Genomic DNA, 25,409 nt, shown 5'->3' on the forward strand with positions numbered 1-25,409 from the left:
CATGATGGACAGCGCTTTCGCCAAGATGGGTTTTTCCACCTACACGCCAAGTTCCATCGCTTGCGTGATCAAGGATGTGCCCATATTCGACACCCCGGCCCCCGTGCGCGCATCGGCCGATGCACCCTTCGTGAGCGCCGAGCAGTTCAGTGCGCTGATCAGTCAGCTCTATGAAGCTGCCATGGACCCGGAAGGCTGGAAGCCTTTTCTGGAGACTCTGCGTCTGCAACTGGGAGGCAATTACGCCTCGCTCATAGTGCGCCCAGGCTCCGCCGATGATGTGGGGTTGATCGTCTCGGCCGCAGGCGACCGCCGCGATCTGATGCCGAACTGCCCCAAGATCAGCATGAGCCCGTTTCGCAGCATGCCTACCGATCGTATCGTGACCGTGGGGGATGTGATGCCCGAGTCCGAGTGGCGCGCTTCAAGCTACTACAACGACTGGTGCAAGCAGCTGCAGGTGTTCCACGTGATGGCTGCCGACATCGTCACCAAGGACAGCTGCGTCTACGGTCTGCGCATCACGCGGCCCGAAGGTGCCCCGGCTTTCAACAAGCAGGAGCGTGCCTTTGGCGCCATGATGCTGCCGCATATCAAGCGCGCGCTGAACCTGCATCTTTCGGTGAACCAGGACCGTCAGGTCATCTCCCTCTACAGCAAGGCCACGGCCCAGCTGATGGTGGGGGTGGTCATCCTCGATCAGAACGGCAATGTGCTGGAGTGCAATCCCGCTGCGGCCAGCATTCTGGACATGCAGGACGGTCTCAAGATCTCCGGCGGCATGCTGGAGGCCAACTACGCCAATGACAACCGCAAGCTGCAGCGCCTGATCAAGGATGCGCTCATGCATACCCAGGTCTCGCGCCTGTCCATGACCGAAGGCATGTCGGTCAGCCGGCAGTCCGGCCAGCTCAACTGGGGCGTGGTGGTGCAAAGCATTTCTCCCGACGAGTGGACCGAGGGCAAGCAGCGTCCCAGTGTCGCCGTCTTTGTACGCGACACCGGCGGCAAGGCCGACCCTCCCGTGAAGCTGGCTCAGCAGCTGTTCCAGCTGACGCCGGCCGAGACTTCGCTGGCCATTCAACTGGCCAACGGCCTGTCGCTTGAAGAGGCTGCCGAAGCGCTCAACATCCGCCGCAACACGGCGCGAGCCCATCTGCGCTCCATCTTCTCCAAGACGGGGGTGCGCCGTCAGACCGAGCTGGTGCGCATCTTCCTCAACAGCGTGGCCTGGCTGGGGAACAAGTGACCACGGTTGGTGGAAATAAAAAGCGGGCTTCGGCCCGTTTTTTTGTATATGGAGCAGAGCCGGGCAGTCTGCTTTCAATCCTGACCGTGGAAAATTCCTCGCGACAGCATGTCGATGGGAGGCCCGGATTCAGGCCGCTTGTGATCGGGCGTGGAGCAGCCTCGACTCATTGAAGGCCAGGTCGAAATGGCGCCTATGCAGAAATGACTTTACGGTTGCAGGCAAGCCCAGCGATTGGGGTCCATGCATTCCTTGGCGAAATCAATCTCCAGGCCCTGGAGTTTGCTTGCGCACAGCTTGTCCGCGCAGCATGGCCACATGGTCTCCCTGGCTTGCTTCTCATATATTTCATCCGCGCAAGTTCAATCGTTTGAAAACAAGCTGGCGGTCGCGGTGCGAATGCCTTCCAGAGCAAGATAATCCCCCGCCCCTCACTAGAGAAACCAAGGCAGAATGACGTGCGCGAGGGTGAGTATCCGGTGTTCCTGTGGAAGAAAGCACTTGCATGGCTAAACAGAAGAAATGTGACCGGCTCGCTCAAATACAGCAACGACATGAAACTATTTCGCAAGCCTGCTCTTGATCACTTCAACTTCATTTCTGGTGCGCCCTATGCAATGCTCTTGGTGGGTGGGATTATTGCGCTGTCGATGACAGTGATCTGTACCGTCGTCCTCTATCAGAGTCGGCTGGATGCAATGGAGCATGCGATAGAAACATCACGCAATGTTGCCCTTCTTGCTGAAAATGACGTGGTTCGGAACTTCGAGCTCTATGCACTGTCGTTGCAAGCCGTGGTCGATGGACTCAACGACTCCGAGGTGATGGCCGCCTCGCCGCATTTGCGTAATGCGGCCTTGTTCGACAAGGCCGCGACCGCGACCTATCTGGGATCCATCCTGGTTCTTGACGCAGACGGAAAAATTGCCCTCAATGCAGGGGTCGAGAATGCGGTGAATGGGCATTACTCGGATCATGACTTTTTCAAGGTGCACAAAGAAAGCCCGAGCATCGGTCTCTACGTGGGGGACCCTTATTCATCCGCGCTGCATGGCGGCTCCCTGAGCATTCCTCTGAGTCGTCGGATTTCCCATGCGGACGGCTCTTTTGCCGGCATTGTGCTGATAGATGTTCAGCTGGAGTACTTTCAGAAACTGTTTTCTGCGCTTTCGCTAGGTAAACACGGATCGCTGGCCTTGATAAGGAAAGACGGAGCCATGATGATGCGGCAGCCCTTCGATGCAAAGGTCATCGGGCGCAATATCCGCAATGCAAGCACGTTCCAGCAGTTCATGTCGGCACCCGAAGGCAGCTTTTCGGATACGTCGTACCTTGATGGGGCCCAGCGGGCGTATTACTTCAAGAATCTGCCCAGCTTGCCATTCATCATCATGGTGGCCAAGGCGCATTCCGATATTTACGCGGTCTGGCGACAGAGAGCCTTGCTGATTACCTCTGTCATGGGGATGCTCACCATGGCTTTCATTGGCCTGTCCTTCGCTTTCGGAGTGCAGCTCAAACGCCGCATGTGCGCAGAGTCTGAATTGGCGATGCTGGCACGTACCGACGGCCTGACTGGCTTGAGCAACCGCCGCAAACTCGATGAAATCATCGATCACGAATGGCGCAGGGCAAAAAGGAATCACAGCGCTTTTTCGCTGTTGTTCGTGGATATCGATTGGTTCAAGGCCTATAACGACACTTACGGGCATCAGGCCGGGGATGCTGTTCTGGCGACCGTGGCGAAATGCATTGGCGATAATATTCGGCGCCCGGAAGACAGTGCGGCACGCTATGGAGGTGAGGAATTCATCGTGGTGTTGCCCGACACGCCCCTGGATGGAGGGGCGCTCATTGCCGAGAATATTCGTGCGGCGATCGCACAGCTTGCCATTGCGCACACTGGAAGCGAATTCGGGTGCGTCACGGTCAGCATAGGTTGTGCTGCCTGGGTGCCGGCAAGAGATCTGGATATGCCGACGATTTTGCGTTCGGCCGACAAGGCGCTGTACAGCGCCAAGATGACGGGCCGTAACAAGGTCGCTTTGTCAAGCGCGTATTCATAATAGTGCTCCGCAAACCCTTGCCTGGCTTACCGGCGTGGCGCAAGGGGCCTGGTGCCTACCGGACTTGCCTTGCGTTGAAGCATGCACCCCGGTTCTCGGCCAACGGCATTTGCCCGGCAAGGAGAACTGCATGCAAAACTAATAGCTGCAAGCGCTTGATATCAATAGATGGCAGCATTGAAAGTATCTGAATTCCATTGATATATTGTGCTGGCAGCTTTTATTTTGATAGTGGCTGTCTCAGGCAGTTGCTCGGGCGCATGCCTTGCTCAGGCGCATGCCTTGCTGGCGCGCAGCGCAGAAATATCTGCCCTGGCATAACCCAGGGATGCGAGCACGGCATCGGTGTCCTGCCCGATCCTGGTTCCCGGTGTGGGGCGGCGCGCTGGGGTGCGTGAAAAGCGTGGGGCCGGCGAGGGTTGGCGCTGGGTACTGCCGTCCACTTCCAGATCGACGAACAGATTTCGCTGGGCGTTGTGTGGATGAGCGGGTGCCTCGGCCAGGCTCAGTACCGGGGCAAAGCAGACATCGCTGCCTTCGAGCTCTTCGCTCCACTGTGCCTGCGTCTTCCTGCGCACGATTTCGGCCACGCGGGCCTTGACTTCGGGCCAGTCGGAGCTCTGGTACTGGCGCCTGGGGTCCACATCGCTCAGGCCCAGCTTTTGCAGCTGCAGGGCATAGAACTGCGGCTCGATGGCGCCCAGGGTGATGTGCTTGCCATCTGCGCACTCGAACACTTCATAGAAGGGTGAAGTGTTGAGAAAGTGATTCTGCGCGGGATCGTCCTTCCAGTAGCCCATGCCGCTGCGCATCTGGTGCATCAGACCACTCATGGCGCTCACTCCGTCGATCATGGCCGCGTCCACCACCTGACCCCTGCCGGATTGACCTGCCTCGTGCATGGCGCACATGATTCCGAACAGCAAGAACATGGCACCGCCCGCCATATCGCCCACGATGGTGGGCGGCAGCACGGGGGCTTGGCCGGGGCGCATGGAGGTGGACATCACGCCCGTCAGCGCCACATAGTTGATGTCATGGCCTGCGGCCTGGGACAGGGGGCCGGTCTGGCCCCAGCCGGTGACGCGGCCAAAGACCAGGCGCGGCGCGCGGCGGGCGACTTCCTCGGGACTGAAGCCCAGGCGCTCCATCACGCCGGGTCTGAAGCCCTCGATGAGCGCGTCGGCAGACTCGATCAGCTTCCAGGCGGCGGCGCGTCCGCCCTCGGACTTGAGGTCCAGCGCGATGGACTTCTTGCCCCGGTTCTGCGCCATGCGCGGGTAGCGGGATGCCGCAGCATGGTCTGCGCTGCGCTCGATGAGAATCACTTCGGCACCCATATCGGCCAGCATCATGCCGGCAAAGGGGGCAGGGCCTATGCCTGCAAATTCGATGACACGCATTCCGGCCAAAGGCCCCGGGCTCTGGCCTTGGAAAGGGTGTTCTGTACTCAAGTCGGTCTCCTGTTTTTGTCTGCGACTTTTCTATCTTGTGGATCCTGCCGGTTTTGGACCCGTCCGTTTGGAGTATGTCCGGGGTGAAAGCCAGGCCAACACTGGACATTCCATAAAAAAAGGAGAGCAATACATGTTCAGGCTGGATGGGAAAGTGGCGCTGGTCAGCGGTGCCGGGCGCGGCATGGGGTTCGGCATCGCGCAGGCGCTGGCCGCGCAGGGCGCGCATGTGGTGGTGAACGACTTTCATCAGGACCGCGCCGAGAGTGCGGCACGTCAATTGCGCGAAGCGGGATTGAAGGCATCGGCACAGGCGGCGGATCTGACGGATCGCGACGCCATTTTTGCCATGGTGCAGCGCATTCGGGACGAGGTCGGTGTGGTTGATATCTTTGTGCACAACGCCGGTATCCCGGCCCAGGGCTGGGGCTACACGCCGTTTCTGCAGTCGCCCGAGTCCGAATGGAACGCCTGGCTGCAGCTCAATCTGCATGGGTTGATGCATGCCTGCCAGGCTCTGCTGCCCTCCATGCAGGAGCAGGGCTGGGGGCGCATTGTGGCCATCAACTCCGACGCGGCGCGCACGGCCACGGGCATGGGGCTGTGCGCCTATGGTGCAGCCAAGGCGGCCGCGATTGGCTTCATTCGCAATCTCTCGGGCGAAGTGGGCCCGCACGGGGTGACGGCCAACGCTCTGTCGCTGGGCACCATGAACAACTGGGAAGGCTCGGAGAAGATTGCCAGAAAGGGTACGTCCGTGGGCCGGGCAGGATCGCCCCAGGATGTGGGTGCGGCCGTGAGCTATCTGGCATCGACCGAGGCTGAGTGGGTCAACGGCCAGGTGCTGCCGGTCAACGGCGGTGGTCTGGTGGCCTGAGTTCAGCAGCCGTCCTCAACAGCCTTCCGGTGCAAGCCGGAAGGCTTTTTTGTCACTCATGGGACCGCGAGTTGTGGCAGCGAAGGCGACAGAGCCTCCGGTGCGGGCATTCTGGCGGCGCAAACCAGCTTTCGCGCCCGGCGGTGCAAGCCATGTGCCACCAGGGGCGGTTGCGGCCGGTTTTTCTCATAGTCTGCCCCTAGTCCGAATCAGGTAGGTTTGGGCAAAAGCCGTATGGCAATCTGAAAAAGAACTCGATAACAACCTGGTGATGTGAGGAAAGCAGATGGAGGCATTGATCTTCGACCATGTCCGAACCCCCCGAGGCAAGGGCAAGCCGGATGGCGCACTGCATGAGGTGACGCCGGTCTGGCTGGCCGCGCAGCCGCTGGTGGCGCTGCGTGAGCGCAATCGGCTCGATACGGCGGTGGTGGACGACGTGATCATGGGCTGCGTGGTGCCCGTGGGCGAGCAGGGTGGCAATGTGGGCCGCATGGCGGTGCTGCAGGCCGACTATGCGCAGAGCGTGGCCGGCGTGCAGCTCAATCGCTACTGCGGCTCGGGCCTGGAGGCGGTGAGCTTTGCCGCGGCCAAGGTGATGGCCGGCCAGGCCGACATGACGATCGGTGCCGGCGTGGAGATGATGTCTCGCGTACCCATGGGCTCCGATGGCGGCGCCTGGGCGCAGGACCCGCAGCTGGCCAGCAAGACCTATTTTGTGATGCAGGGCATTTCGGCAGACTTGCTGGCATCGCTGCGCGGCCACAGCCGCCGTGATCTGGACGAGTACTCGGCCGAAAGCCACCGGCGCGCGGCCAAGGCCTGGGCGGAAGGTCGCTTTGACCAGTCTGTCGTTCCCGTCAAAGATTTCCTGGGCATGACGCTGCTGGAAAAGGACGAGACCATTCGAGCCGAGACCACCGCCGATTCGCTGGCCGCCCTCAAGCCCGCTTTCACCGAGATGGGCCAGAAATACGGTTATGACAGCGTGGCGCTGCAGCGCTATCCGCAGGTCGAGCAGATTCACCATCATCACCATGCAGGCAACAGCTCGGGCATTGTCGACGGTGCGGCTGCCGTGCTGATCGGCACGGCCGAGGCCGGTGCCAGGCAGGGCATGAAGCCCAGGGCCCGCATCCGCGCCTTTGCCAGCATCGGCTCCGAGCCGACCTTGATGCTGGACGGCCCGGCCCATGCCGCGCGCAAGGCTTTGGCCAGGGCGCGCATGCAGGCTTCGGACATTGATCTGTGGGAGCTCAACGAGGCCTTTGCCACGGTGGTGCTGACCATGATGGAGGAGTTGGACATTCCCCATGAGCGCATGAACGTCAACGGCGGAGCAATCGCGATGGGCCATCCGCTGGGGGCCACCGGCGCCATGATTCTGGGCACTGTGCTGGACGAGCTGGAGCGCAGCGGCAAGCGCACGGCGCTGATCAGCCTGTGCGTGGCCGCGGGCATGGGCTCGGCCATGATCATCGAACGCGTGTGAGTGAGGGAGCACAAGTCATGACACCGGAAACCATTCGCTACGCCGTAGATGAGGACGGCATTGCCACGCTGACGCTGGATTACCCCGGCAAGACCATGAATGTGATCGACCAGGCTTTCATGGACAGCCTGGAAGCCTGTATCGCACGCATGCACGGCGACGACCGGGTGCGCGGCGGCATCATCACCTCGGGCAAGGACAGCTTTGTCGCCGGGGCCGACCTGATGGGCATGGAGGCCAATATCGACGCCATGGCGGACATGCCCATTGAGGAACTGTTCGCCTCCTGCGCATCGCTGTCCAGGCTGCTGCGCAAACTGGAGACCTTGGGCAAGCCGCTGGTGGCGGCCATCAACGGCATGGCATTGGGCGGCGGCTATGAAATCTGCCTGGCCTGCCACCACCGCATTGCAGCCGATGCACCCACGGTCATGGTCGGTCTGCCCGAGGCTCAAGTGGGCTTGCTGCCCGGTGCCGGCGGCACCCAGCGCCTGCCGCGCATGATCGGTATTCTGGCTGCAATGCCTTTTCTGATGGAGGGCAAGCAGTTGCAGGCAGTGAAGGCCAGGGAGGCCGGACTGGTCGACGAGGTGGTGGCTCCCGAGCAGTTGCTCGGCGCTGCCAAGGCCTGGCTGCTGGCCAGTCCCACGGCGGTGCAGCCCTGGGATGTGAAAGGCTTTCGCATCCCCGGTGGCGGCCCGCTGGATGCGCGCGTGGCACCGGCTTTCGTGGTGGGCAACACCATGCTGCAGGCCAGGACCTTTCACAATATGCCGGCGCCGCTGTGCATTCAAAGCTGCATCTACGAAGGTTGCCAGCTGCCCATGGACAAGGGCCTGCGCATCGAGAGCAAATACATGGCCACGCTGTCGCGCAGTCCCGTGGCGCGCGGCATGATTCGCACGCTCTTTGTCAACAAGACCAAGGCCGAGAAAGGTATGCACCGTCCTGCAGGCTTGGAGCCCTTCCAATGCCGCAAGCTGGGTCTGATAGGCGCAGGCATGATGGGCGCGGGCATTGCCTTGGTGGCCGCCCAGCGCGGTATTCAGGTGGTGCTGATAGACCGGGATCAGGCAGCTGCGGACAAGGGCAAGCAGTACTCCGAGAAGACACTGTCCAAGCAGGTGGACAAGGGCCGCCAGAGCCGCGAGAAGGCCGATGCCATCCTCGCTCGCATCACTCCCGGCACTGATTACGAGTTGCTGCGAGATGCCGATATGGTGGTCGAAGCCGTGTTCGAAGACCGTGCCATCAAGGCTGAAGTGACCCGCAAGCTGGACGCCGTGCTGCCGCCTGGCTGCGTGCTGGCCAGCAACACCTCGGCCCTGCCCATCAGTCTGCTGGCGCAGGCGAGCGACAGGCCCGATCGCTTTATCGGCCTGCACTTCTTCTCGCCGGCCGACAAGATGCCGCTGGTGGAAGTCATTCGCGGCAAGCAGACATCGGATGCCACGCTGGCGCAGGCACTGGATTTCGTGGCTCAGCTCAAGAAGACGCCCATTGTCGTCAACGACAAGCGCGGCTTTTTCACCAGCCGCTTCATCGGCGCGTTTGTGGATGACGCCATCGGCATGGTGGCAGAAGGCATTGCCCCTGCATTGATAGAGAACTGTGCAAAGCATGCGGGCATGCCCGTGGGGCCGCTGGCGATTACCGACGAGCTGTCGATTGATCTGTCCAAGCATGCGGGCGAATCCCAGGCCAAGGAGTTCCCAGGGGAATACAAGCCCGGTCGCTCCGTGCCGGTGATCGGCAAGCTGTTCGAGCTGGGCCGTCTGGGCCGCAAGGTGGGCAAGGGCTTCTATGACTACGATGAAAGCGGCAAGCGCATCTGGCCGGGCCTGGCCGAGCATTACCCGCTGAAAGACCTGCAGCCCAGCGCGCACGACCTCAGGCAGCGCATTCTCTATGTGCAGGCCGTCGAAGGAGCGCGTGCCATGGAAGAAGGCGTGCTGCTGGCGCCGGCCGATGGCGACATCGGCTCGATTCTGGGAGTGGGCTTCCCCGCCTATACCGGCGGCCCCTTCTGCTTTATCGACGGCATAGGTCTGGCGCAGTTCGTGGCCGAGGCCGATCGCCTGGCAGATCTGTTTGGCGAGCAACTGCGCCCGCCACAGCTGCTGCGCGATATGGCGGCCAAGGGGCAGACCTTCTACGGAAAGACTGCCAGGGCCTGAGCAGGCCGCAAAGGGTGGGCGGGCGCGCTCACCCGGTATCGGTTCGACACAGTCACTCATCCAATAACAATCAATGGAGACAAGCCATGGATGAAGTCTTCGATTACATCGTCATAGGCGCGGGCTCGGCGGGCGGCACACTGGCTGCACGGCTGAGCGAGAACCGACAGCACAAGGTCCTGCTGCTGGAAGGCGGCGCAAGCCACAAGGATTTGCTGGTCTCCATGCCTTCTGGCTGGGGCCAGATGATCAACAGCTCTCGCTATTCCTGGGGGCACGAAACAGAGCCCGAGCAGTACGCAGCCAGGCGCCGCATCAGCCTGCCGCGAGGCAAGCGCCTGGGGGGCTCATCTTCCATCAACGGCATGATTTATGTGCGCGGGGATCGCGCGGACTTCGACAGCTGGGCTGAGCAAGGGGCGAAGGGCTGGAGCTATGACGAGTTGCTGCCCTATTTTGTGCGCACCGAAGACCAGCAGCGCAGCGAACAAGAATTCACCCGGCCCTGGCATGGGCGCGGCGGGCCGCTGACGGCCAACAATCTGCACAATCCCCATCCGGTATCGCTGGCCATGGTACAGGCTGCCATTCAAGCCGGCATGCCCGCATGCAAGGATTTCAACAACGGCCATCCTGACGGGGCAGGGCTGTTTCAGGTCAATCTCAAGAATGGTCAGCGCTCGTCGGTGGCCAAAAACGCCATCGAGCCCGCCATGCGGCGGCTCAATCTGGATGTGCGCATGCAGGTGCTGGTCACCCGCATAGGTCTGGACGGGCTGCGCGCCAGCACGGTGCACTGGAAGGACAAGGCCGGCGCAAGCCATGCAGCTCGCGCAAGCAAGGAAGTCCTGCTGTGTGCAGGGGCCCTGCAGTCGCCCCAGTTGCTGATGCTTTCGGGCATCGGCCCGGCAGCGCACCTGCAGGAGATGGGGATCGAGGTCAAGGTGGATCTGCCCGGGGTGGGCGCCAATCTGCAGGACCATGCGATTGTCCCCATGTCCTGGCGCATGAAGGCCGGAACGCCCAGCCTCAACCGCTCGCTGCGCGGCCTGGGGATTGGCGCTTCGCTCATTCAGTACCTGTTGGCCAGGCAGGGAGCCATGGCCATGCCGGCCTCGGAGTTTGCCGCATGGTTCCGCAGTGACTCCAGCCTGCCCTACAACGACATCCAGATTCACGGCCTGCCCGTGACCGGCGATATCGAGGGCTATATGCAGGGCGGCAAGAACTACCGCACCGAGGCCTTCCCCGGCATGACGATGGCGCCCTATCAGGTGCGGCCCTATTCACGCGGCCAGCTAAGGCTCAGGAGCAGCAAGCCCGAGGAGCTGGCCAGCATTCGCATGAACTATCTGCATGACGAGCGTGACCGCAAGGCGCTGCTCCATGGAGTACGCATGGCCAGCAGGATTGCCCACCAGCCCGCGCTGGCCGGCCTGATCGAAGCGCAGACGCGCCCGGCACCTGGCCTGCAAAGCGACGAGGAGCTGCTGGACTGGATCTCCATGTACATGGGATCGGGCCACCACGCCTGCGGCAGCTGCCGCATGGGCCATGCGGCCGATCCGCGAAGCGTGGTCACGCCCGACCTCCGGGTCAAGGGCGTGCAGGGTCTGCGCGTGATCGATGCCTCGGTCATGCCGCATCTGGTGTCGGGAAACACGAATGCGGCATCGGTGGTGATTGGCGACAAGGGCGCAGATCTGGTGCTGGGCCTGGAACCGCCCGCTGCAAGGCGGTGGAATGTGGCAGCCGTGCTGCCGGATGGCGCATGCGCCGCCGCCGTGGTTTGAGCTTTGGAAGATTGGGTGGAGACAAAAAGATGAACTTCGATTTCAGTGACGACCAGAATGCATTGCGCAACGAAATACGAAAATTCCTGACCAGGGAATCGCCGCTGACGCAGGCGCGTGCCTTGCTCGAGGGCGAGGGTCACCATGCCCAGGACGTATGGAGCGGCATGGCCCAGCTGGGTGTGAGCAGCCTGATGCTGCCGGAGGACTGTGGCGGTATCGGCCTCGGTGCCATGGAGATGTGCGTGGTGGCCGAAGAAGTGGGTCGCCAGCTCAGTCCCGTGCCTCTGGCATCGACCATGTATCTGGCGGTGCAGGCCGTCCTGCTATCTACACAGGAGCAGTCTGCGCAACGAAGGCAATGGCTGCTGCCGGTTTCGGGTGGAAGCATTGGCTGTCTGGCAGCGCCGACGGACGGGCAGGAGCCGCCATACGCTCTGCCCCTGTTTGACGGCAAGACCTTGAAGGGGGAGTGTCCGCTGGTGGCCGATGGCATGGCCGCGCAATGGGGGGTGGCGCTGGCGCGCAATGCGATGGCGGCGGATGTGCTGGTGGCCTTCAGGTGTGACGGCTCGGTGCAGCGCAAGAAGCTCAAGACGCTGGATCCTTCCAAGCCCTATGCCTTGTTGCGCTTTGACGGCACGGTGGCCGAGCAACTTGACGGAGCCAGCAGCGCTGCCCAGGTGCTGGCACGCGTGCGCAATCGTGCTGCCGTCATGCTGGCCTTTGAACAGCTGGGAGCAGCCGACGCCGCGCTGGAGATGGCCTGCCACTACGCCAGGGAGCGCAAGGCCTTTGGCCGGCCCATTGGGTCCTATCAGGGCATCAAGCACAAGCTGGCCAATCTCTACACCAACAACCAGCTGGCCCGTGCGCATTGCTACTACGGAGCCTGGGCGCTGACGGCAGACATGGCTCTGGCTGATGGTGCGTCCGAGTTGCCCGGCGCAGCCGCCGCAGCACGCGTGAGCAGCACTCAGGCGCTGTCGGATGCTGCACAGGAAAACCTGCACACCCACGGCGGCATGGGCTATACATGGGAGCTGGATTGCCATCTGTTCTACCGCCGTGCGCGTCAGCAGGCCGTGGAGCTGGGCAGTATCCACGCCTGGCGCGAGCAGGTGGCGGCCGAGTTGCAAAAGCGATTGCTTGCTCCTGCGAAAGAGACGATTGTGCAGAGCTCGACCGCGGCTGACCGCCAGTCCATGGACTTTGAGGACACGCCCGAAGAGGCCGCCTTCCGCGCCGAATGCCGCGCCTGGCTGCAAGCCAATGCCGAGCCCAAGGCCAGTGTCGACGACTACTTCGGTCGTGACATGACTGCCGAGCAGCGCATGGAGGCAGCCCGGCTCTGGCAGGGCAAGAAGGCAGCAGCGGGTTTTGGTGCGATTACCTGGCCCAAGGTGCTGGGTGGCCGGGGCGGTACACCCATGCAGGAGCTGATCTGGCGCCAGGAAGAGGGCAAGGTCAAGGTGCCCACGGGCATGTTCAACGTCAGCCTGGGCATGGTGTTGCCATCGGTGATGGCGCACGCCAGCGCCGAAGTGCTGGCCCTGCATGTGGCCCCGGCACTGGGCGGAAAAAACCTCTGGTGCCAGTTGCTGAGTGAACCCGGCGCAGGCTCTGACCTGGGCATGGTGCGTACCCGTGCCGAGCGTGCGACCGATGGCCGCGAGGGATGGATCGTCAACGGCCAGAAGGTCTGGACCTCTCTCGCGCAGTTTGCCCAGTTTGGTCTGGTATTGACTCGTACCAATCCCCAAGCCAGCAAGTTTGAAGGCTTGACCACTTTCTTCCTGGACATGAAGTCGCCCGGCATTACCGTGCGCCCGATTCGCCAGGCAGGGGGCGAGTCCGAGTTCAACGAAGTCTTCTTCGAGGACGTGTTCGTGCCCGATAGTCAGATGGTGGGCAAGCTGGGTGGTGGCTGGAAGGTCACGTTGACAGGCTTGATGGCAGAGCGCCTGGCCATTGGCGGAGTGATGCCCGCCGAGCTGTGGCGCACCACGGCTGGCTTGCTGGCCGATCATCGATTTGACGGCAGGCCGGCGCTGCAGGACGGTCGCCTGCGCGAGCGCTGGGCCGACCTCTATCTGAAGGAGCAGGCGCTATGGCTGCTGCAGTGCCGCGCTCTGACGGCGCTGAGCAAGGGTCGCCAGCCCGGCCCCGAAATGAGCGGCGCCAAGAACGTGGCCGCTGCCGCACTGCAGTCCTTTAGCTATTTCGCCATCGACTTGCTGGGCGAGCGAGGTGTGCTGGCCGCCAGCGAACTTGGAGAGCGTTTTGCCATGGTGGAGCGCCTGTGGTTCGGCTCTGCCGGCATGCGCATTGCGGGCGGTACCGACGAGGTGGTGCTCAACAGCATTGGCGAACGCGTGCTGGGGCTGGCTGCCGAGCCCCGTGCGGACAAGGACCTGCCCTTCTGCGAACTGCTTGCCTAGTGACTTGGCGCGGCACACCGCAATGTGCCGCGTCCTTTTTACTGGGCATACAAGACTCCATTCAATCCACGTGGCGGAGATCACGTTTTTCAGGAGACAGGAAATGAGTGCATCTGCTGCGGCCCGTGTGCCGCAAGCCGCTTCGGCCAGGGTGATGCCGGCCAGCAATGTGACGGGCTGGCGTCGTCACTATCTGCTGCTGGTGCTGTTGCTCGTCTATGGCGTGAGCATGATAGACCGTCAGATCATGGGGGTGCTGATTCAGCCCATCAAGCAGGAGATGGGGGTTTCGGACAGTGCCATGGGTCTGCTCACAGGACTGGCCTTTGCTCTGTTCTACAGCATTCTGGCTGTGCCATTTGGCCGCTTTGCCGACCGTACCAACCGCCGCAACCTGATTGCCTGGTGCTGCGCCGGCTGGAGCGTTGCCACGGGTCTTTGCGGCATGGCGGTGGGCTTCTGGAGCCTGACGGCTGCTCGTGTGGGCGTGGCTGTGGGCGAGGCGGGCAGCACGGCGGCATCGACCACCATGATCGCCGACGTCTACCCGCCCGAACAGCGCAGCCGAGCCATGAGCGTGTTCAGCCTGGGCCCACATCTGGGCTCGCTGGTGGGCCTGGGCGTGGGAGCCTGGATTGCCCAGCACCATGGTTGGCGTGCGGCCTTTTTGTGGCTGTCTGTGCCCGGCGTGCTGATCGCTTTGGTGCTGCGCATTACTTGCCGTGAGCCTGTGCGCGGTGCGCAGGAGGGGCGTGCCGTGGTGCAGGCAGCAACCGAGAAGTTCAGCGAGGTGATGTCAGCCCTGGTGCGCAACAAGGCGTTTGTGGGCCTGGGGCTGGCCAGCATGCTGATGGCGTTCTCGGGCTATGCGATCGGCATGTGGAATACCGCGTTCCTGGTGCGCTCCCACGGTCTTCAGCTCAAGGACGCGGGCGCCATCATGGGATTCATCGGCGGGCCGGGGGCGATTTTTGGGGCTTTGCTCAGTGGCTGGGTCACCGATCTGATGGCAAGGAGGGATGTGCGCTGGCAGATTGGCGTTCCGGTTCTGGGGACGCTGATTTCGATTCCGCTGGGGCTGGCTTTCTATCTGAATGACTCTGCGGGACAGTGGACGCTGGCCGGCCTGCAGATTCCGCATGCGATTGCCTACTATGGCCTGTTCTCCATCTTCTCCAGCTTCTGGGCCGCGCCGGTGTTTGCTGCACTGACCAATGTGATTGCCTCCAGCCGTCTGGCGACTTCTCTGTCCATCTACAACCTGCTGCTGACTGCAGTTGGCGGTGGTCTGGGACCTCTGACGGTGGGTCTGCTCAGCGATGCATTCATCGTTCGGGCGGGCAGTGAATCGCTGCGCTGGGCGCTGGTCTGCATGCTCGCCTTTTATGCACTGGCGCTGCTGATCTATGCCTGGACCATCAAGCCCTATGCATCGATGGTGACTGCGAAAAAGATCGCTTGAAGCGATCTGGAAACAGACGATGGAGAGAGTTTCCACTGAGATTGTGCTTTCTTCGACTAAGTCTCGGGAAATGCCATGGCGGAAGTTTTTTAAGGGTAGGTGCTGTTGGGTGCGGCTTGCCTATCTGCGAGCATGCACCCTCGAAACCACAAGGGTCTGCACCAGGTTCAAGCAGACGATGAATGTGGACAGGCCGTCGTCGAGCATTGCAGCACCTGCGGGACAAGTGGATTCGTAAAAACGGGAAGACAGACGGAGACAAGAGATGACACGGACCTTCAATCTGGCGGATATTTTTGAGTTGGTGGTGCAAGCTGTGCCGGATCGCATTGCCTTTGGCTGCGGCAGGCAGAAGCTCAGCTTCAAGCAGCTCGATGAGCGAGCCAATCAGCTGGGCAATGCGCTGCGTGCGCGTGGCATAGGACGGGGCGACAACGTCGGCATCCAGCTCTACAACTGCGCCGAGTATCTGGAGGCCTTTTTCGCCTGCAGCAAGATCGGTGCCGTGCCGGTCAACGTCAACTACCGCTACGTGGCCGATGAGCTTCAGGGGCTGTTCAACAGCCTGGACCTGCGCGGCCTGGTCTATGGAGCGGACTTCGATGCGTCGGTGCTGGAAGTCATTGCCCTAGTGCCCACTTTGCGCCTGGCGCTGCGGGTTGGCAAGGAGCGTCATGGCCTGCCCAGGACAGTGCAACCCTACGAGCGCGTGTTGGCCGAAGGTGGACGGGAGCTCACGGACGCCGAGCGCAGCGATGACGATATCTTCATGCTCTGCACCGGTGGCACCACGGGGCTGCCCAAGGGCGTGATGTGGCCGCATAAATCCTTGTTCATGGGGGCCTTGGGCGGTGGCGGCTATTACTTCCGCAGACCTCCCATCGAAAGGCCGGAGGAGCTGCTGCAACTGGTGCCCAACGGCCCGGCGCTGGCCTATCTGGCGGCGGCACCGCTCATGCATGGCGCAGCCATGTGGGCCACCCTGATCAGCCTGTTTTCCGGACATCCGGTCTATGTGAACGATCGCAAGAATTTTGATCCCGTACACATGCTGGATCTGATCGAGCATCACCAGATCAATGTGATGGCCGTGGTTGGCGATGCCATGGCCTTGCCCATCATCCAGACGCTGGAGAACAACCCCGGGCGCTGGCCGCTCAAGTCACTGATGATCTTCGGCAATGGCGGTGCCGTGTTCTCGCGTCATCTGCAGGAGCGGCTGCTGGTGCAGGTGCCTCATCTGGTGCTCAACAACGGCATGGCCAGCTCCGAATCCGGAGTCTTGGGCGGAGGGGAGAAAACGCCCGAGGGCGAAGGATTTATGCGCATCGCGCCGCGTCCCGACCTCAGCGTGATCTCTGAAGATCTGCGCATTCTGACGCAGCCAGGTGAGGAAGGCATTCTTTCGCGCCGTGGTCACATGCCCCTGGGCTATTACGGAGATCCCAAGAAAACGGCCGAGACCTTTGTGATGGTCGAGGGCAGCCGCTGGGTGTTGACAGGGGACAGGGCCCGCATCGACACCACGGGTGAATATGTGGTGCTGGGCCGTGGTTCGCAGTGCATCAACACAGGAGGCGAGAAGGTTTACCCCGAAGAGGTGGAGGAAACCGCGCGCCGCTACCCGCCGGTTCAGGATGTGGTAGTCGTGGGCCTTCCTGACGAACGCTGGGGCAGCAAGGTGGTGGCCGTGGTGCAGGTGCAGCAGGGCCACGAGTTTGATCTGCAGGAGTTCGAAAAGATCTGCCGCAGCAATCTGTCGGGCTACAAGCTGCCGCGCGCCGTGTATCTGGCCACTGAAGTCAAGCGCAGCCCGGCAGGCAAGGCGGATTACCGCTGGGCCAAGGCCTATGCGGCGGAGCATGAACCGCTGAGCGCCGTAGCGGCCTAAACCGGAGGGAAGAACAGTTACAGACAGCACAAGGGATACCCTGTTCGTCGCGCCTGACGACGGGATTTAAAGGAGGCTCCGGCCTCCTTCTTTTTTTATCTTCAGCGTGGCGCAGCGCAGATCCGGCGCGCAGTCTTCTCGGACTTCAGGGCCACAAAGGCTTTGGCTTGCGTGTCATAGCGGTGTGCAATCACATACCGGCTGCAGCGATCCGAATAGCGCGCGCAGGCCTGCATGGCAATGCAAAGATGGGGCCCGTTCCCCCAGACCTTGGCGGGCGGCCGGTCGTAAATGCCTTCGTACAGCGTCTGCTCCTGCGCTCCCCCGTCATTCCATCTGGCCACGATTTCAGAAGAGAAATGGTCAAAGCCTGCGCTGCTGTAGCCCACCTCGTAGTCAATCGTGCCCAGCCTGGTGATGGAAGTGCGGCCCGTGACCTGCTTTTCCCAGGCCGCAGCTTCCTGCGCGCTGCAAGGCATGACGCAAAAGCTCAGCAGCATGAGCCAGATCTGAGGCGGGATACGGAACTTGCGCAAATGCATGGGGTATGGACGTGGAAGATGACGGGGTCACTATATCGCTGGCATCCGCATGGCGTGAACACGATCTGCTCGATGTGCCTGCTCAAGGCGCTTGGTCGAGGCGCCCTATTTCTGCGAAGGAGGCCAGGGAGGATGGCTGCTCGCAAGCAGGGCGGGTCTGACGGATTGGGGCCGTTTTTGGATGAGGAGGGGATGAAAAACGAGCGCAGGCCTCAAGAGCCGGGCTTGCTTCGAGGCCTGGTGGGGAGGATCGGCAGCGCTCAGCTGGCCCTGTGCTCGCTGCGCTTGAGCAAGCGGCCCGGCAATGCATCGGTGGCCATGCTGTCGCGGTAGGTGATCTGGCCGGACTTGATGGTGTAGCGATAGCCCTGCGCGCCTTGCAGGAAGCGCTTGCCGCCGGCGGGCAGGTCGCGAGCTATGTGCGGCGGCAGAATTTTGAGTGCCTGCAGATCGATGAGGTTGAGATCTGCCAGTTTGCCGACCTGCAGGACTCCTCGGTCGGCAAAGCCGTAGAGCGAAGCCGGCCGCTGCGTCAGCATATGGACGGCCTGCTCGATGCTGAACAGGCCGCGCTCGCGCACCCATTCGGTGAGCAGAAAGGTCGTGGCGCTGCCGTCGCAGATGGTGCCCACATGGGCACCGCCATCGCCCAAGGCGGGTACGGTGTGGGGATGGCCGAGCAGCTCGTGCAGGGCGCTGCAGTCATGGTCCAGATAGTTGGCCATGGGCAGATAGACCAGTGCCTGACCTTCATTGCCCAGCATGAAGTCATACATCCAATCCAGCGGTGGCTGGCCGGCTGCGTCGGCCAGAGCCTGAACCGAATCGCCTTCTTGCGGCAGATAGTTGGGCTCTTGGCCGCTCCAGGGGTACATGCCCGCAAAGTTCTGGCCGAAGTACTCCATGAACAGGTGGGGATTGCGGTCCTTCTCGCCGAGGATGGCGCTGCGCGTGCCTGGTCGGGACAGCTCTTTGATGCGTTCTGCCGGACTGAGCTGTGCCAGCGCTTCATAGCTGGGCTTGCAGGAAAAGGGGTTCAGGCTGCATTCAAACCCCATGAGTACGCCCACAGGGCGGTTGAGCACCTGGCCCATGATGCGCAGCCCGCCGGCATTGGCTGTTTCAATATGCCGTAGCAGCTCTCGGTGCAGCTGCGGGCGGTGCGGATACTGAAGCACGGTGAGAGTGCCGGCGCAGCCCGTGCCCTGACTGACGCGTGTGAGGATGCTGAATTCGTCCTCGATGTGCTCGAAGTCCGAGATCATCTGGAAGACGCTGTTCGGATAGCTCTTGAGCGAGAGTCCCAGCTCCAGCAACTCCTCGCTCACGGCCTGGTACATGGGGGTGAAGTCCCCCGACTTGGAACGATGGGCCATGGTGCGCGAGGTTGACAGACCAACGGCTCCGGCTGCCAGGGCTTGCTTGATCAGCTCCCGCATGTTGCCGATGTCCTCGGCATTGGCCTGCTCGCGCCGTATGGCGCGCTCGCCCATGGCATAGACGCGCAGCGGACCGTGAGGCAGCAGGGCTGCAATATCGATGTCGTAGTGCCGCCCTGCCAAGGCTTGCAGATACTCAGGAAAGCTCTCCCAGTTCCAGGGCAGGCCTTCATGCAGCGCGGTGTCGGGGATGTCTTCCACGCCCTCCATGAGCGCAATCAGCGTGTCGCGGTCCTCGGGGCGGCAGGGGGCAAATCCCACGCCGCAGTTGCCAATCACTGCGGTGGTCACGCCCTGCTGGGAGCTTGGCCAAAGCCTTTCATCCCAGGTCGCCTGACCGTCAAAGTGGGTATGCACATCCACAAAGCCCGGCGTCACCAGCAATCCGTCGGCATCGATTTGCTGCGCGGCGGCTCCCAGGTCTTGGCCGATGGCGGCGATGCGCCCGTTGCGCACGCCAAGGTCTGCGCGGTAAGCAGGGGCGCCGGTGCCGTCCACGATGCGGCCGTTGCGGATCAGCAAGTCGAATTGCTGCATGTGTCAGTCTCCTTGAGGTTCTGGCATGCGGTCGAGCCCGCAGCCGCATTCCATTAAGAGGCAATCCGCACCCAAGGCCAATCCGGGTTAGGGAATCGTCCGTTGGGACGATGTGAGGGCGGCTGCTCATGACCACGATGCTCAAGGCGGCGCCATCGGACTGGACATGGATGCGGCCGCGATGCGAGACGTGCGCGAAGACCTGCTCTCGCGCTCCTTGCGTCCGAGGGCAGACAGCGCTGCTGAGGCGTGAGCAGCGGTGGGAACAGCGGCGAGAGCCATGACGTGATGCAAAAAACCAAGAAAACAATGACAAACAAAAATCATCAAAGCTCATCAAGAGTGTATGTGCTGGCGCTGCTGACGGCCTTGTCTGCCCTGACCTTCATGGACCGGCAGATCCTGGCTGTGCTGCTGCAGCCCATCAAGCAGGAGTTCGGCTTCTCGGACTTGCAGATCGGCCTGATCACCGGACTCGGTTTTGCGCTGACGTTCGCAGTGCTGGGCATTCCTCTGGGACGACTGGCAGACAGAAAAGAGCGCCGCAGCCTGATTGCCTGGTGCCGTGGCGTTGGTGGCAGCGTGGCGGCGCTGGGCGCGCTGGCCACTGGCTCGGGTGGACTGACTGCATCGCGCGCCGGTGCCGCATTGGGGGATGCCGGTGGCGGCGCTGCGTCCATGTCCATACTGGCCGATCTGTACAAGCCCCATGAGCGCTCGCGTGCCATGAGTGTTTTTGGTGTCGGCAATGCGATGGGCGCCTTGCTGGCTTTGCTTCTGGGGCCGTTGTTTGCCGAGTGGTGGGGGTGGCGTGTGACCATGGTCATCATCGGTGTGGCCATCATGGTCTTGTCCCTGGTGCTGCGCCTGAGCATCAGCGAACCCGTTCGGGCCATCGCGCAGGTGATCTCCGAGCCGCAGGACGGCCGGCAGCAGGCCAAATCTGCCGTCGCCTTGATATGGAGAGAGCCCGTGACCCGATTTCTAATCGTGGGCGCTGCTTGTGTCCTGATCGCGGGAATCTCGATCGGCGCCTGGAATGTGGCTTTGCTTGCGCGGCGTTTCGATCTCAGTCTCAAACAGGCGGGGACGATTTCTGCAGGGGCCGCTGTGCTCTCGGTCTCGGGCAGCCTCTTTTCTGGCTGGTTGACGGACCGGCTGGCGCGCAGCGATGTGCGCTGGCAGATTCGCATCCCCGTGATCGGCACCAGCCTGGCCATGGTGCTGGGTTTCGGCTATCTGCTGGTGGGCTCGGACATGTTCATGCTGTCCATGGCCTGCATGTTGATTTATTCGTTCTTCACATCCTGGTGGGCTCCGGCCACCTACGCTGCCTTGAGCCTGGTCGTGCCGACCGAGCGGCGAGCCACGGCCAGCGCCATGGTGCTGATGGCCGGAGCCCTGCTGGGCAACGGAGTGGGGCCTATTGTGGCCGGCTGGCTCAGTGATGTGCTCAACACCGTTGCGCCCGGCGAAGGCCTGCGCTATGCCATGGCGATCATGATGTGCACGCTGCTGCCCGCGGTATGGGCGTTTTACCGTGCTCTGCAGCATTACCCCGGCGCCTATCGCAAGGCCCACGCGCCCGTGGTCGCTGCCGCATGAAGGCGGAAAAAGTGACCGAGAAGGATTCTTGCGTCGTCTGGAAGATGATCTATCTGGCGCGGCGCAACCCGGCGCTGCGCCCAGAGGAGTTCGCGCAGGCATGGCGCGAGCATTCCGCGCTGGGCCGCCAGTGTCGCAACGTGGGCCAGCGCGTCAAGGCCGTGGCCCAGTGCTCACGACATCTGCAGGCAGATGCCGCAGAGCTGAACAAGGACTATGACGGCGTCAACCTCATGGTGCTGGCCGAGCGCGAAGCAGGCTCTGCGATCTGGAGCGACCCCGAAACCCTGGCCGTCATGCGCCCCGACGAGCCGCGCGTGTTTGCCGACTATGTTCGCAATTTCTCGCTGCTATGCCGTCAGCAGGTGTTGCGTGGCAACCTGTGCACAGATGTCTTGCCGCAGCATAAACAAGTCATGTTGATCGGCTTTTTGCAGCGCAGCGACGTCTGGCGGGGTGCTGCGGCCTTGCCGGAGATTTGTCCACCGCAGTGGCAAAGCCTTGCTCTGGACCTGGCCAGCCGCATTGTCTGCAACACCATCGATGAGCAGCCTCCTTCCGGCTACGGCTACCGCCATGTGGTCGAGTGGTGGTTTGACACGGTGGAGCAGGCGCAGGCGGCAGTGGCTTCACTCGATGTCTCGGCCCGTGCGCAGGACGGCGAGTTCGGCTGGGGCGAGCATGTCTTCATGCTGACGGAGGTGACACATGCCAGACCTTGAGGGATTGAAAAGATAGTAGCTGCTTGCGCTTTATGAATAAGGATTTCAATATGTTTTGTATTGAATTTCCATGGAGATAAAGCGCTGGAAGCTATGGTTTTAAAGGGCAGACCTTCACCCCGACAAAAAAAGGCCCATGCAAGCGCATGGGCCTTTGGCCTTGGAGATTCTCGGGATCAGGCCGTCGCTTCCTCGGCTTCCTGGGTATAGGCCACCATTCCGCGAGGAATGTACCTGCCTTCGCACTGGTCCAGATACTCGGCCGCCTTGGCGCGGGGGTTGTAGAACTGCTTGTACCAGATGCGGGCCTTGAGGAAGGCGCCGTCACTGGGGATGAACAGCGGGTTCAGGCAGGGCGCCTTCTGAGACCAGACTTCGAAGTCCTGGGCAAAGGCCAGGCGGCTGGCCTCCTGGTACTGTTTGGCCGCGATTTCGTCCGCCTTGGTGGGCAGGCCGCCGTGTGCAGTCTTGACCAGCAGGTTGTGCCAGACCTTGATCCTGCCGTCCTCGATGGGGGTGTGCATGATCATCATGAAGGAGTTGAACATGCCGCTGACCTTGGAGACCAGGATGGAGGGGCCGTGGTACCAGGTGTCGGTGTGCAGATCGGCGCTGGCGCCGCCTTCGCCCACCAGGGTGCGGTGACCGCCGCACTGGCGCTGGATGGCGTTGTGGCCCTTGAACTCGTTCTCGAAGCGTGCCACGGTGGAGCCGTGGATGGGGCTCAGATGACCATAGTCGGCAATATTGTCCACGACCTCCATGGGGTGCTGGTTCAGCTCGCCCAGGTAGTCCCACTGGCCGTTGACATAGGTCTCGTCATGCCAGTCGCCAAAAGTGGGCAGATCGTAGTCGGGCTCGCCGCCTTCGGGATCGAACCAGACCCAGATGGCTCCGTACTGCTCGACAACCTTCCAGCTCTTGACCGCAGCCGCTGCCGGAATGGCTCCGTCGTGATAGGGGATGTGGTTGCACTTGCCGTCCGCGCCGAAGCGCCAGCCGTGATAGGGGCAGCGGATGCCGTCGCCTTCCACATTGCTGCCGCCGCCGTCGATCACCACATAGCTGGTGGCATTGGGCGCTGCCAGATGGGTCTTCATATGGGGGCAGTAAGCGTCCAGCAGCACGACCTTGCCGCTTTCGCGGCCACGGTACAGCGCGAAATCCTGGCCGAAGAAGCGCACGGCCACGGGCTTGTGGGTGTCGAGCGCCTTGGCCTCGGAAATCATGAACCAGCCACGTGGGTAGGTGAATTCACCGAGGCGGTAGTCCTTCGTGGTTGCCATTGCAGAGGTCTCCGTATTTAGTTTTGGACGGATGAATCTTCTGGCAAGCGGCGTCGCCGCGCATACTCTGTTTGGACGAGTGAAGGCGCGGCTTTGATCTGGCGCAAACCGCACAGGGTTTGCCCTTGGTCGGGTGTTTGCGCACGCTTACCTGCGGCTCACATGGTCGCAGCCACGCGCTCTTTGTGAAGTGGTTGCAGGTCAATCATGGTGTAACTCTTGGCCAGTGGCAGAGCGTCTTTCTCAGTGCCCAGCCAGAACAGTGCCGCCGCAATTTCTTCGGGGGTGGAGGCACCATAGCGCTGAGCCAGCAGGCCATCGTCGCCCAGCGTGGCCTTGACGGCCTCGGTGCTCACCACCCCGGGGTTGACGCTGAAGGCGCGCACATTTTGCTGCTTGTATTCGGTGTTGATGCAGCCGGCCAGGCGCGCGATGGCGGCCTTGGAGGCTCCATAGGCAAAGCCCCAGCCGCCCTGGTCGGCGGGCACGGGCGGGTTGTACTGGCCCGCAGCCGAGCACACATTGATGATGCGGCCGCCGCCTTGTGCCGCCATGGCCAGCAGCAGGCGCTGAGCCAGATGGAAAGGGGCGATGACATTGCCCAGCATGGAGCGCTGCAGCGACTCGGCCGTTATCTCGGGGATCAGATGGTTGATCTCGCGGTTTTGGTAGACGGCGTTGTTGATCAGCAGATCGACACGGCCAAAGCGTTTCAGCACGGCGTCGGCGGCCTTGTCCAGGCTGCTCAGGTCCATCAGGTCCATGACATGCGGAAACACCTCGCCCCCAGCGGCCTCAATGGCCTTGGCTGTGGACTCCAGACTGCCGGACAGAAGCTGGCCGTTGGGCAGGCGCAGCTGGTTTTCCATCTGCGCACCTTCGGTCAGCGTGCGGGCGGTGATGGCCACGCGCCATCCCTTGGTGGCAAAGAAGACGGCGGTTGCAGCGCCAATGCCGCGGCTGGCACCGGTGATGAGAACTACGGGGCGGCTCATGAGAGTCTCCAATTTTTGATGATCAGGCGGCATTCATCTGCAACTGCTGCAGGCGCTGCTTATAGGGGCGGATGGCCAACGCGAAGAAAAGCGAAGTGATGACTAGCAGCGAGGTCACGCCCATCAGCGCCCAGCGCAGGCCTTCGGAGCCATGGGTCCGGGCAAAGTAGTCCGACAGAATGCCGGTTACCAGCGGACCCAGGCCCACGCCCAGCAAGGTCATGAAAAGATTGAGAAGTGCCGAGGCGACGCTGCGTTCGGCTGCAGTCACCATCTGGCTGACGGCGCTGTATGAGAGCGTGGCAAACCAGCTCGCAAAAAAGCCGAACAGCAGGGCGAATGCCATGGCATAGGGGACCTTGATGCCGGCAACCGTCCAGAAGTCGGATACAGGCCAGAAAAACACGGCGACGCCTGCAGGCACGGCGCAGAAGGTGCCCATGGCGGCCAGACGCAGCTGCCAGCGCGAGTCGCGCTGGGTCAATCTGTCGCTGAGCCAGCCGCAGAACATGGCGCCGAACACGGCCCCCAGGCCGCTGGCCAGGCCGAACACCAGGCCGGCGTGAGAGATGCTCATGCCGTGAATGCGCATGAAAAAGCTCGGCGCCCAGACACCGTAGCCATAACCTGCAATACCGGCCACGCCGCAGGCGATGCAGATATAACGCAGCGGCGCCATGCCCAGCAGGCGCCTTATCTGGCGAAACATGGATTCGCGCGGAGCACTGTCTTGCGCTGCTGGCTTGATGCTTTCATAGGCGCCACGTGCCGGCTCCTTGACAAAGAAATACACCAGCAGCGCAAGAATGACGCCCGGAATGCCGAAGGCGAGAAACACGGAGCGCCAGCCGTAATGCTGGGCCACCATGCCGCCTATGACCAGTCCCAGCAGCGTTCCCAGGTTGGGGCCCATCATGAACAGACTGATGGCAAACGAACGCATCTTGGGAGGATACAGATCCGAGACTATGGACACCGAGGGCGCCATGCCGCCGGCTTCGCCCACGGCCACGCTCATGCGGGCCAGCAGCATGTGCCAGTACTGGGTGGCCATGCCGCAGGCAGCGGTGGCAAGGCTCCAGATCCCGCAGCACAGAGCCACGATGTTGCGGCGGTTGCGTGTGTCGGCCAGACGCCCCACAGGCACACCCAGCATGGCATAGATTAGACCGAAGGCCAGCCCCGTGAGCAAACCCATCTCGGTATCGGAGGCTCCGAATTCCTGTTTGACGGGCTCCAGCAAAATAGACAGAACCTGTCGGTCAATGAAGGAGAAAATATAGACCAGCGCCAGCAGGGCGAGGCTGAGATGAGTGCGCCAGCTGACGGCGGGAGGCGGAGTTTGAGGGGTGTGCATGCGCTGCATCGTGCGAGGGGCTTA

Annotated in this window: 17 protein-coding genes; 11 read left to right on the forward strand and 6 right to left on the reverse strand. The window is 62.1% G+C overall.

The window, feature by feature from the left end:
- The first annotated feature begins 1 nt into the window (after nucleotide 1).
- Both Cth01_RS19060 and Cth01_RS19065 read left to right on the forward strand, forming a co-directional pair.
- Nucleotides 2-1,249 (forward strand): LuxR C-terminal-related transcriptional regulator, encoded by a 1,248-nt coding sequence (locus Cth01_RS19060; RefSeq protein WP_034360209.1) that lies wholly within the window; start codon nucleotides 2-4, stop codon nucleotides 1,247-1,249.
- Nucleotides 1,250-1,866: 617 nt separating this feature from the next.
- Nucleotides 1,867-3,315, forward strand: coding sequence for a sensor domain-containing diguanylate cyclase (locus Cth01_RS19065; protein WP_174447120.1), 1,449 nt, complete (start codon nucleotides 1,867-1,869; stop codon nucleotides 3,313-3,315).
- A 269-nt stretch (nucleotides 3,316-3,584) separates the two neighbouring features.
- Here Cth01_RS19065 and Cth01_RS19070 read toward each other — a convergent pair whose 3' ends face one another.
- Entirely contained in the window at nucleotides 3,585-4,718 is a 1,134-nt protein-coding gene (locus Cth01_RS19070) for a CaiB/BaiF CoA transferase family protein (protein WP_045840097.1), read from the reverse strand.
- Between the two features lie 184 nt (nucleotides 4,719-4,902).
- Here Cth01_RS19070 and Cth01_RS19075 point away from each other — a divergent pair, with 184 nt between their 5' ends.
- From Cth01_RS19075 to Cth01_RS19105, 7 genes are all read left to right on the forward strand, one after another.
- Complete coding sequence (locus Cth01_RS19075) at nucleotides 4,903-5,646, forward strand: SDR family NAD(P)-dependent oxidoreductase (protein WP_045840098.1); 744 nt, start codon at nucleotides 4,903-4,905, stop codon at nucleotides 5,644-5,646.
- A 286-nt stretch (nucleotides 5,647-5,932) separates the two neighbouring features.
- Entirely contained in the window at nucleotides 5,933-7,138 is a 1,206-nt protein-coding gene (locus Cth01_RS19080) for an acetyl-CoA C-acetyltransferase (protein ID WP_045840099.1), read from the forward strand.
- Between the two features lie 17 nt (nucleotides 7,139-7,155).
- Entirely contained in the window at nucleotides 7,156-9,315 is a 2,160-nt protein-coding gene (locus Cth01_RS19085; RefSeq protein WP_045840100.1) for a 3-hydroxyacyl-CoA dehydrogenase NAD-binding domain-containing protein, read from the forward strand.
- Between the two features lie 86 nt (nucleotides 9,316-9,401).
- The gene (locus Cth01_RS19090) at nucleotides 9,402-11,108 is read left to right on the forward strand and encodes a GMC family oxidoreductase (protein ID WP_045840101.1); all 1,707 of its coding nucleotides are present in this window, start codon (nucleotides 9,402-9,404) and stop codon (nucleotides 11,106-11,108) included.
- Nucleotides 11,109-11,137: 29 nt separating this feature from the next.
- On the forward strand, nucleotides 11,138-13,549 hold the full coding sequence (locus Cth01_RS19095) for an acyl-CoA dehydrogenase family protein (protein WP_052703390.1): 2,412 nt from the start codon (nucleotides 11,138-11,140) through the stop codon (nucleotides 13,547-13,549).
- 103 nt (nucleotides 13,550-13,652) lie between these two features.
- Nucleotides 13,653-15,011, forward strand: a complete 1,359-nt coding sequence (locus Cth01_RS19100) for a spinster family MFS transporter (protein WP_045840102.1) — start codon at nucleotides 13,653-13,655, stop codon at nucleotides 15,009-15,011.
- Nucleotides 15,012-15,276: 265 nt separating this feature from the next.
- On the forward strand, nucleotides 15,277-16,902 hold the full coding sequence (locus tag Cth01_RS19105; protein ID WP_045840103.1) for an AMP-binding protein: 1,626 nt from the start codon (nucleotides 15,277-15,279) through the stop codon (nucleotides 16,900-16,902).
- A 101-nt stretch (nucleotides 16,903-17,003) separates the two neighbouring features.
- On the opposite strand, the gene Cth01_RS19110 is transcribed toward Cth01_RS19105, so the two are convergent.
- Together Cth01_RS19110 and Cth01_RS19115 are read right to left on the reverse strand one after the other, a co-directional pair.
- Nucleotides 17,004-17,444: a hypothetical protein gene (locus tag Cth01_RS19110; protein WP_034378327.1), complete on the reverse strand. Its 441-nt coding sequence runs from the start codon at nucleotides 17,442-17,444 to the stop codon at nucleotides 17,004-17,006.
- Between the two features lie 260 nt (nucleotides 17,445-17,704).
- Nucleotides 17,705-19,420 (reverse strand): N-acyl-D-amino-acid deacylase family protein, encoded by a 1,716-nt coding sequence (locus Cth01_RS19115; protein WP_034410378.1) that lies wholly within the window; start codon nucleotides 19,418-19,420, stop codon nucleotides 17,705-17,707.
- A 309-nt stretch (nucleotides 19,421-19,729) separates the two neighbouring features.
- On the opposite strand from Cth01_RS19115, the gene Cth01_RS19120 reads away from it, so the two are divergent.
- Both Cth01_RS19120 and Cth01_RS19125 read left to right on the forward strand, forming a co-directional pair.
- Nucleotides 19,730-21,025 (forward strand): MFS transporter, encoded by a 1,296-nt coding sequence (locus Cth01_RS19120; RefSeq protein ID WP_233425230.1) that lies wholly within the window; start codon nucleotides 19,730-19,732, stop codon nucleotides 21,023-21,025.
- Nucleotides 21,022-21,747, forward strand: coding sequence for an EthD domain-containing protein (locus Cth01_RS19125; RefSeq protein ID WP_034360246.1), 726 nt, complete (start codon nucleotides 21,022-21,024; stop codon nucleotides 21,745-21,747). Before Cth01_RS19120 ends, Cth01_RS19125 begins: the two co-directional genes overlap by 4 nt.
- 176 nt (nucleotides 21,748-21,923) lie before the next feature.
- Here the strand turns inward: Cth01_RS19125 and Cth01_RS19130 are convergent, their stop codons facing one another.
- From Cth01_RS19130 to Cth01_RS19140, 3 genes are all read right to left on the reverse strand, one after another.
- Nucleotides 21,924-23,033, reverse strand: a complete 1,110-nt coding sequence (locus Cth01_RS19130; RefSeq protein WP_034360249.1) for an aromatic ring-hydroxylating dioxygenase subunit alpha — start codon at nucleotides 23,031-23,033, stop codon at nucleotides 21,924-21,926.
- A 158-nt stretch (nucleotides 23,034-23,191) separates the two neighbouring features.
- Nucleotides 23,192-24,028 (reverse strand): SDR family NAD(P)-dependent oxidoreductase, encoded by an 837-nt coding sequence (locus tag Cth01_RS19135; RefSeq protein ID WP_045840149.1) that lies wholly within the window; start codon nucleotides 24,026-24,028, stop codon nucleotides 23,192-23,194.
- A gap of 22 nt (nucleotides 24,029-24,050) precedes the next feature.
- The gene (locus Cth01_RS19140) at nucleotides 24,051-25,385 is read right to left on the reverse strand and encodes a spinster family MFS transporter (RefSeq protein ID WP_233425231.1); all 1,335 of its coding nucleotides are present in this window, start codon (nucleotides 25,383-25,385) and stop codon (nucleotides 24,051-24,053) included.
- Nucleotides 25,386-25,409: the final 24 nt, after the last annotated feature.

The sequence above is a fragment of the Comamonas thiooxydans genome (assembly GCF_000964545.1).
In the GTDB taxonomy this organism is placed as follows: Bacteria; Pseudomonadota; Gammaproteobacteria; order Burkholderiales; family Burkholderiaceae_C; genus Comamonas; species Comamonas thiooxydans.

Coding starts and splice junctions, on each gene's coding strand:
- Cth01_RS19070 (WP_045840097.1), bottom strand. CDS start 4,718: ATGCGTGTCATCGAATTTGCAGGCATAGGCCCTGCCCCCTTTGCCGGC.
- Cth01_RS19060 (WP_034360209.1), top strand. CDS start 2: ATGATGGACAGCGCTTTCGCCAAGATGGGTTTTTCCACCTACACGCCA.
- Cth01_RS19095 (WP_052703390.1), top strand. CDS start 11,138: ATGAACTTCGATTTCAGTGACGACCAGAATGCATTGCGCAACGAAATA.
- Cth01_RS19090 (WP_045840101.1), top strand. CDS start 9,402: ATGGATGAAGTCTTCGATTACATCGTCATAGGCGCGGGCTCGGCGGGC.
- Cth01_RS19140 (WP_233425231.1), bottom strand. CDS start 25,385: ATGCACACCCCTCAAACTCCGCCTCCCGCCGTCAGCTGGCGCACTCAT.
- Cth01_RS19110 (WP_034378327.1), bottom strand. CDS start 17,444: ATGCATTTGCGCAAGTTCCGTATCCCGCCTCAGATCTGGCTCATGCTG.
- Cth01_RS19065 (WP_174447120.1), top strand. CDS start 1,867: ATGCTCTTGGTGGGTGGGATTATTGCGCTGTCGATGACAGTGATCTGT.
- Cth01_RS19130 (WP_034360249.1), bottom strand. CDS start 23,033: ATGGCAACCACGAAGGACTACCGCCTCGGTGAATTCACCTACCCACGT.
- Cth01_RS19075 (WP_045840098.1), top strand. CDS start 4,903: ATGTTCAGGCTGGATGGGAAAGTGGCGCTGGTCAGCGGTGCCGGGCGC.
- Cth01_RS19115 (WP_034410378.1), bottom strand. CDS start 19,420: ATGCAGCAATTCGACTTGCTGATCCGCAACGGCCGCATCGTGGACGGC.
- Cth01_RS19085 (WP_045840100.1), top strand. CDS start 7,156: ATGACACCGGAAACCATTCGCTACGCCGTAGATGAGGACGGCATTGCC.
- Cth01_RS19125 (WP_034360246.1), top strand. CDS start 21,022: ATGAAGGCGGAAAAAGTGACCGAGAAGGATTCTTGCGTCGTCTGGAAG.
- Cth01_RS19080 (WP_045840099.1), top strand. CDS start 5,933: ATGGAGGCATTGATCTTCGACCATGTCCGAACCCCCCGAGGCAAGGGC.
- Cth01_RS19105 (WP_045840103.1), top strand. CDS start 15,277: ATGACACGGACCTTCAATCTGGCGGATATTTTTGAGTTGGTGGTGCAA.
- Cth01_RS19120 (WP_233425230.1), top strand. CDS start 19,730: ATGACAAACAAAAATCATCAAAGCTCATCAAGAGTGTATGTGCTGGCG.
- Cth01_RS19135 (WP_045840149.1), bottom strand. CDS start 24,028: ATGAGCCGCCCCGTAGTTCTCATCACCGGTGCCAGCCGCGGCATTGGC.
- Cth01_RS19100 (WP_045840102.1), top strand. CDS start 13,653: ATGAGTGCATCTGCTGCGGCCCGTGTGCCGCAAGCCGCTTCGGCCAGG.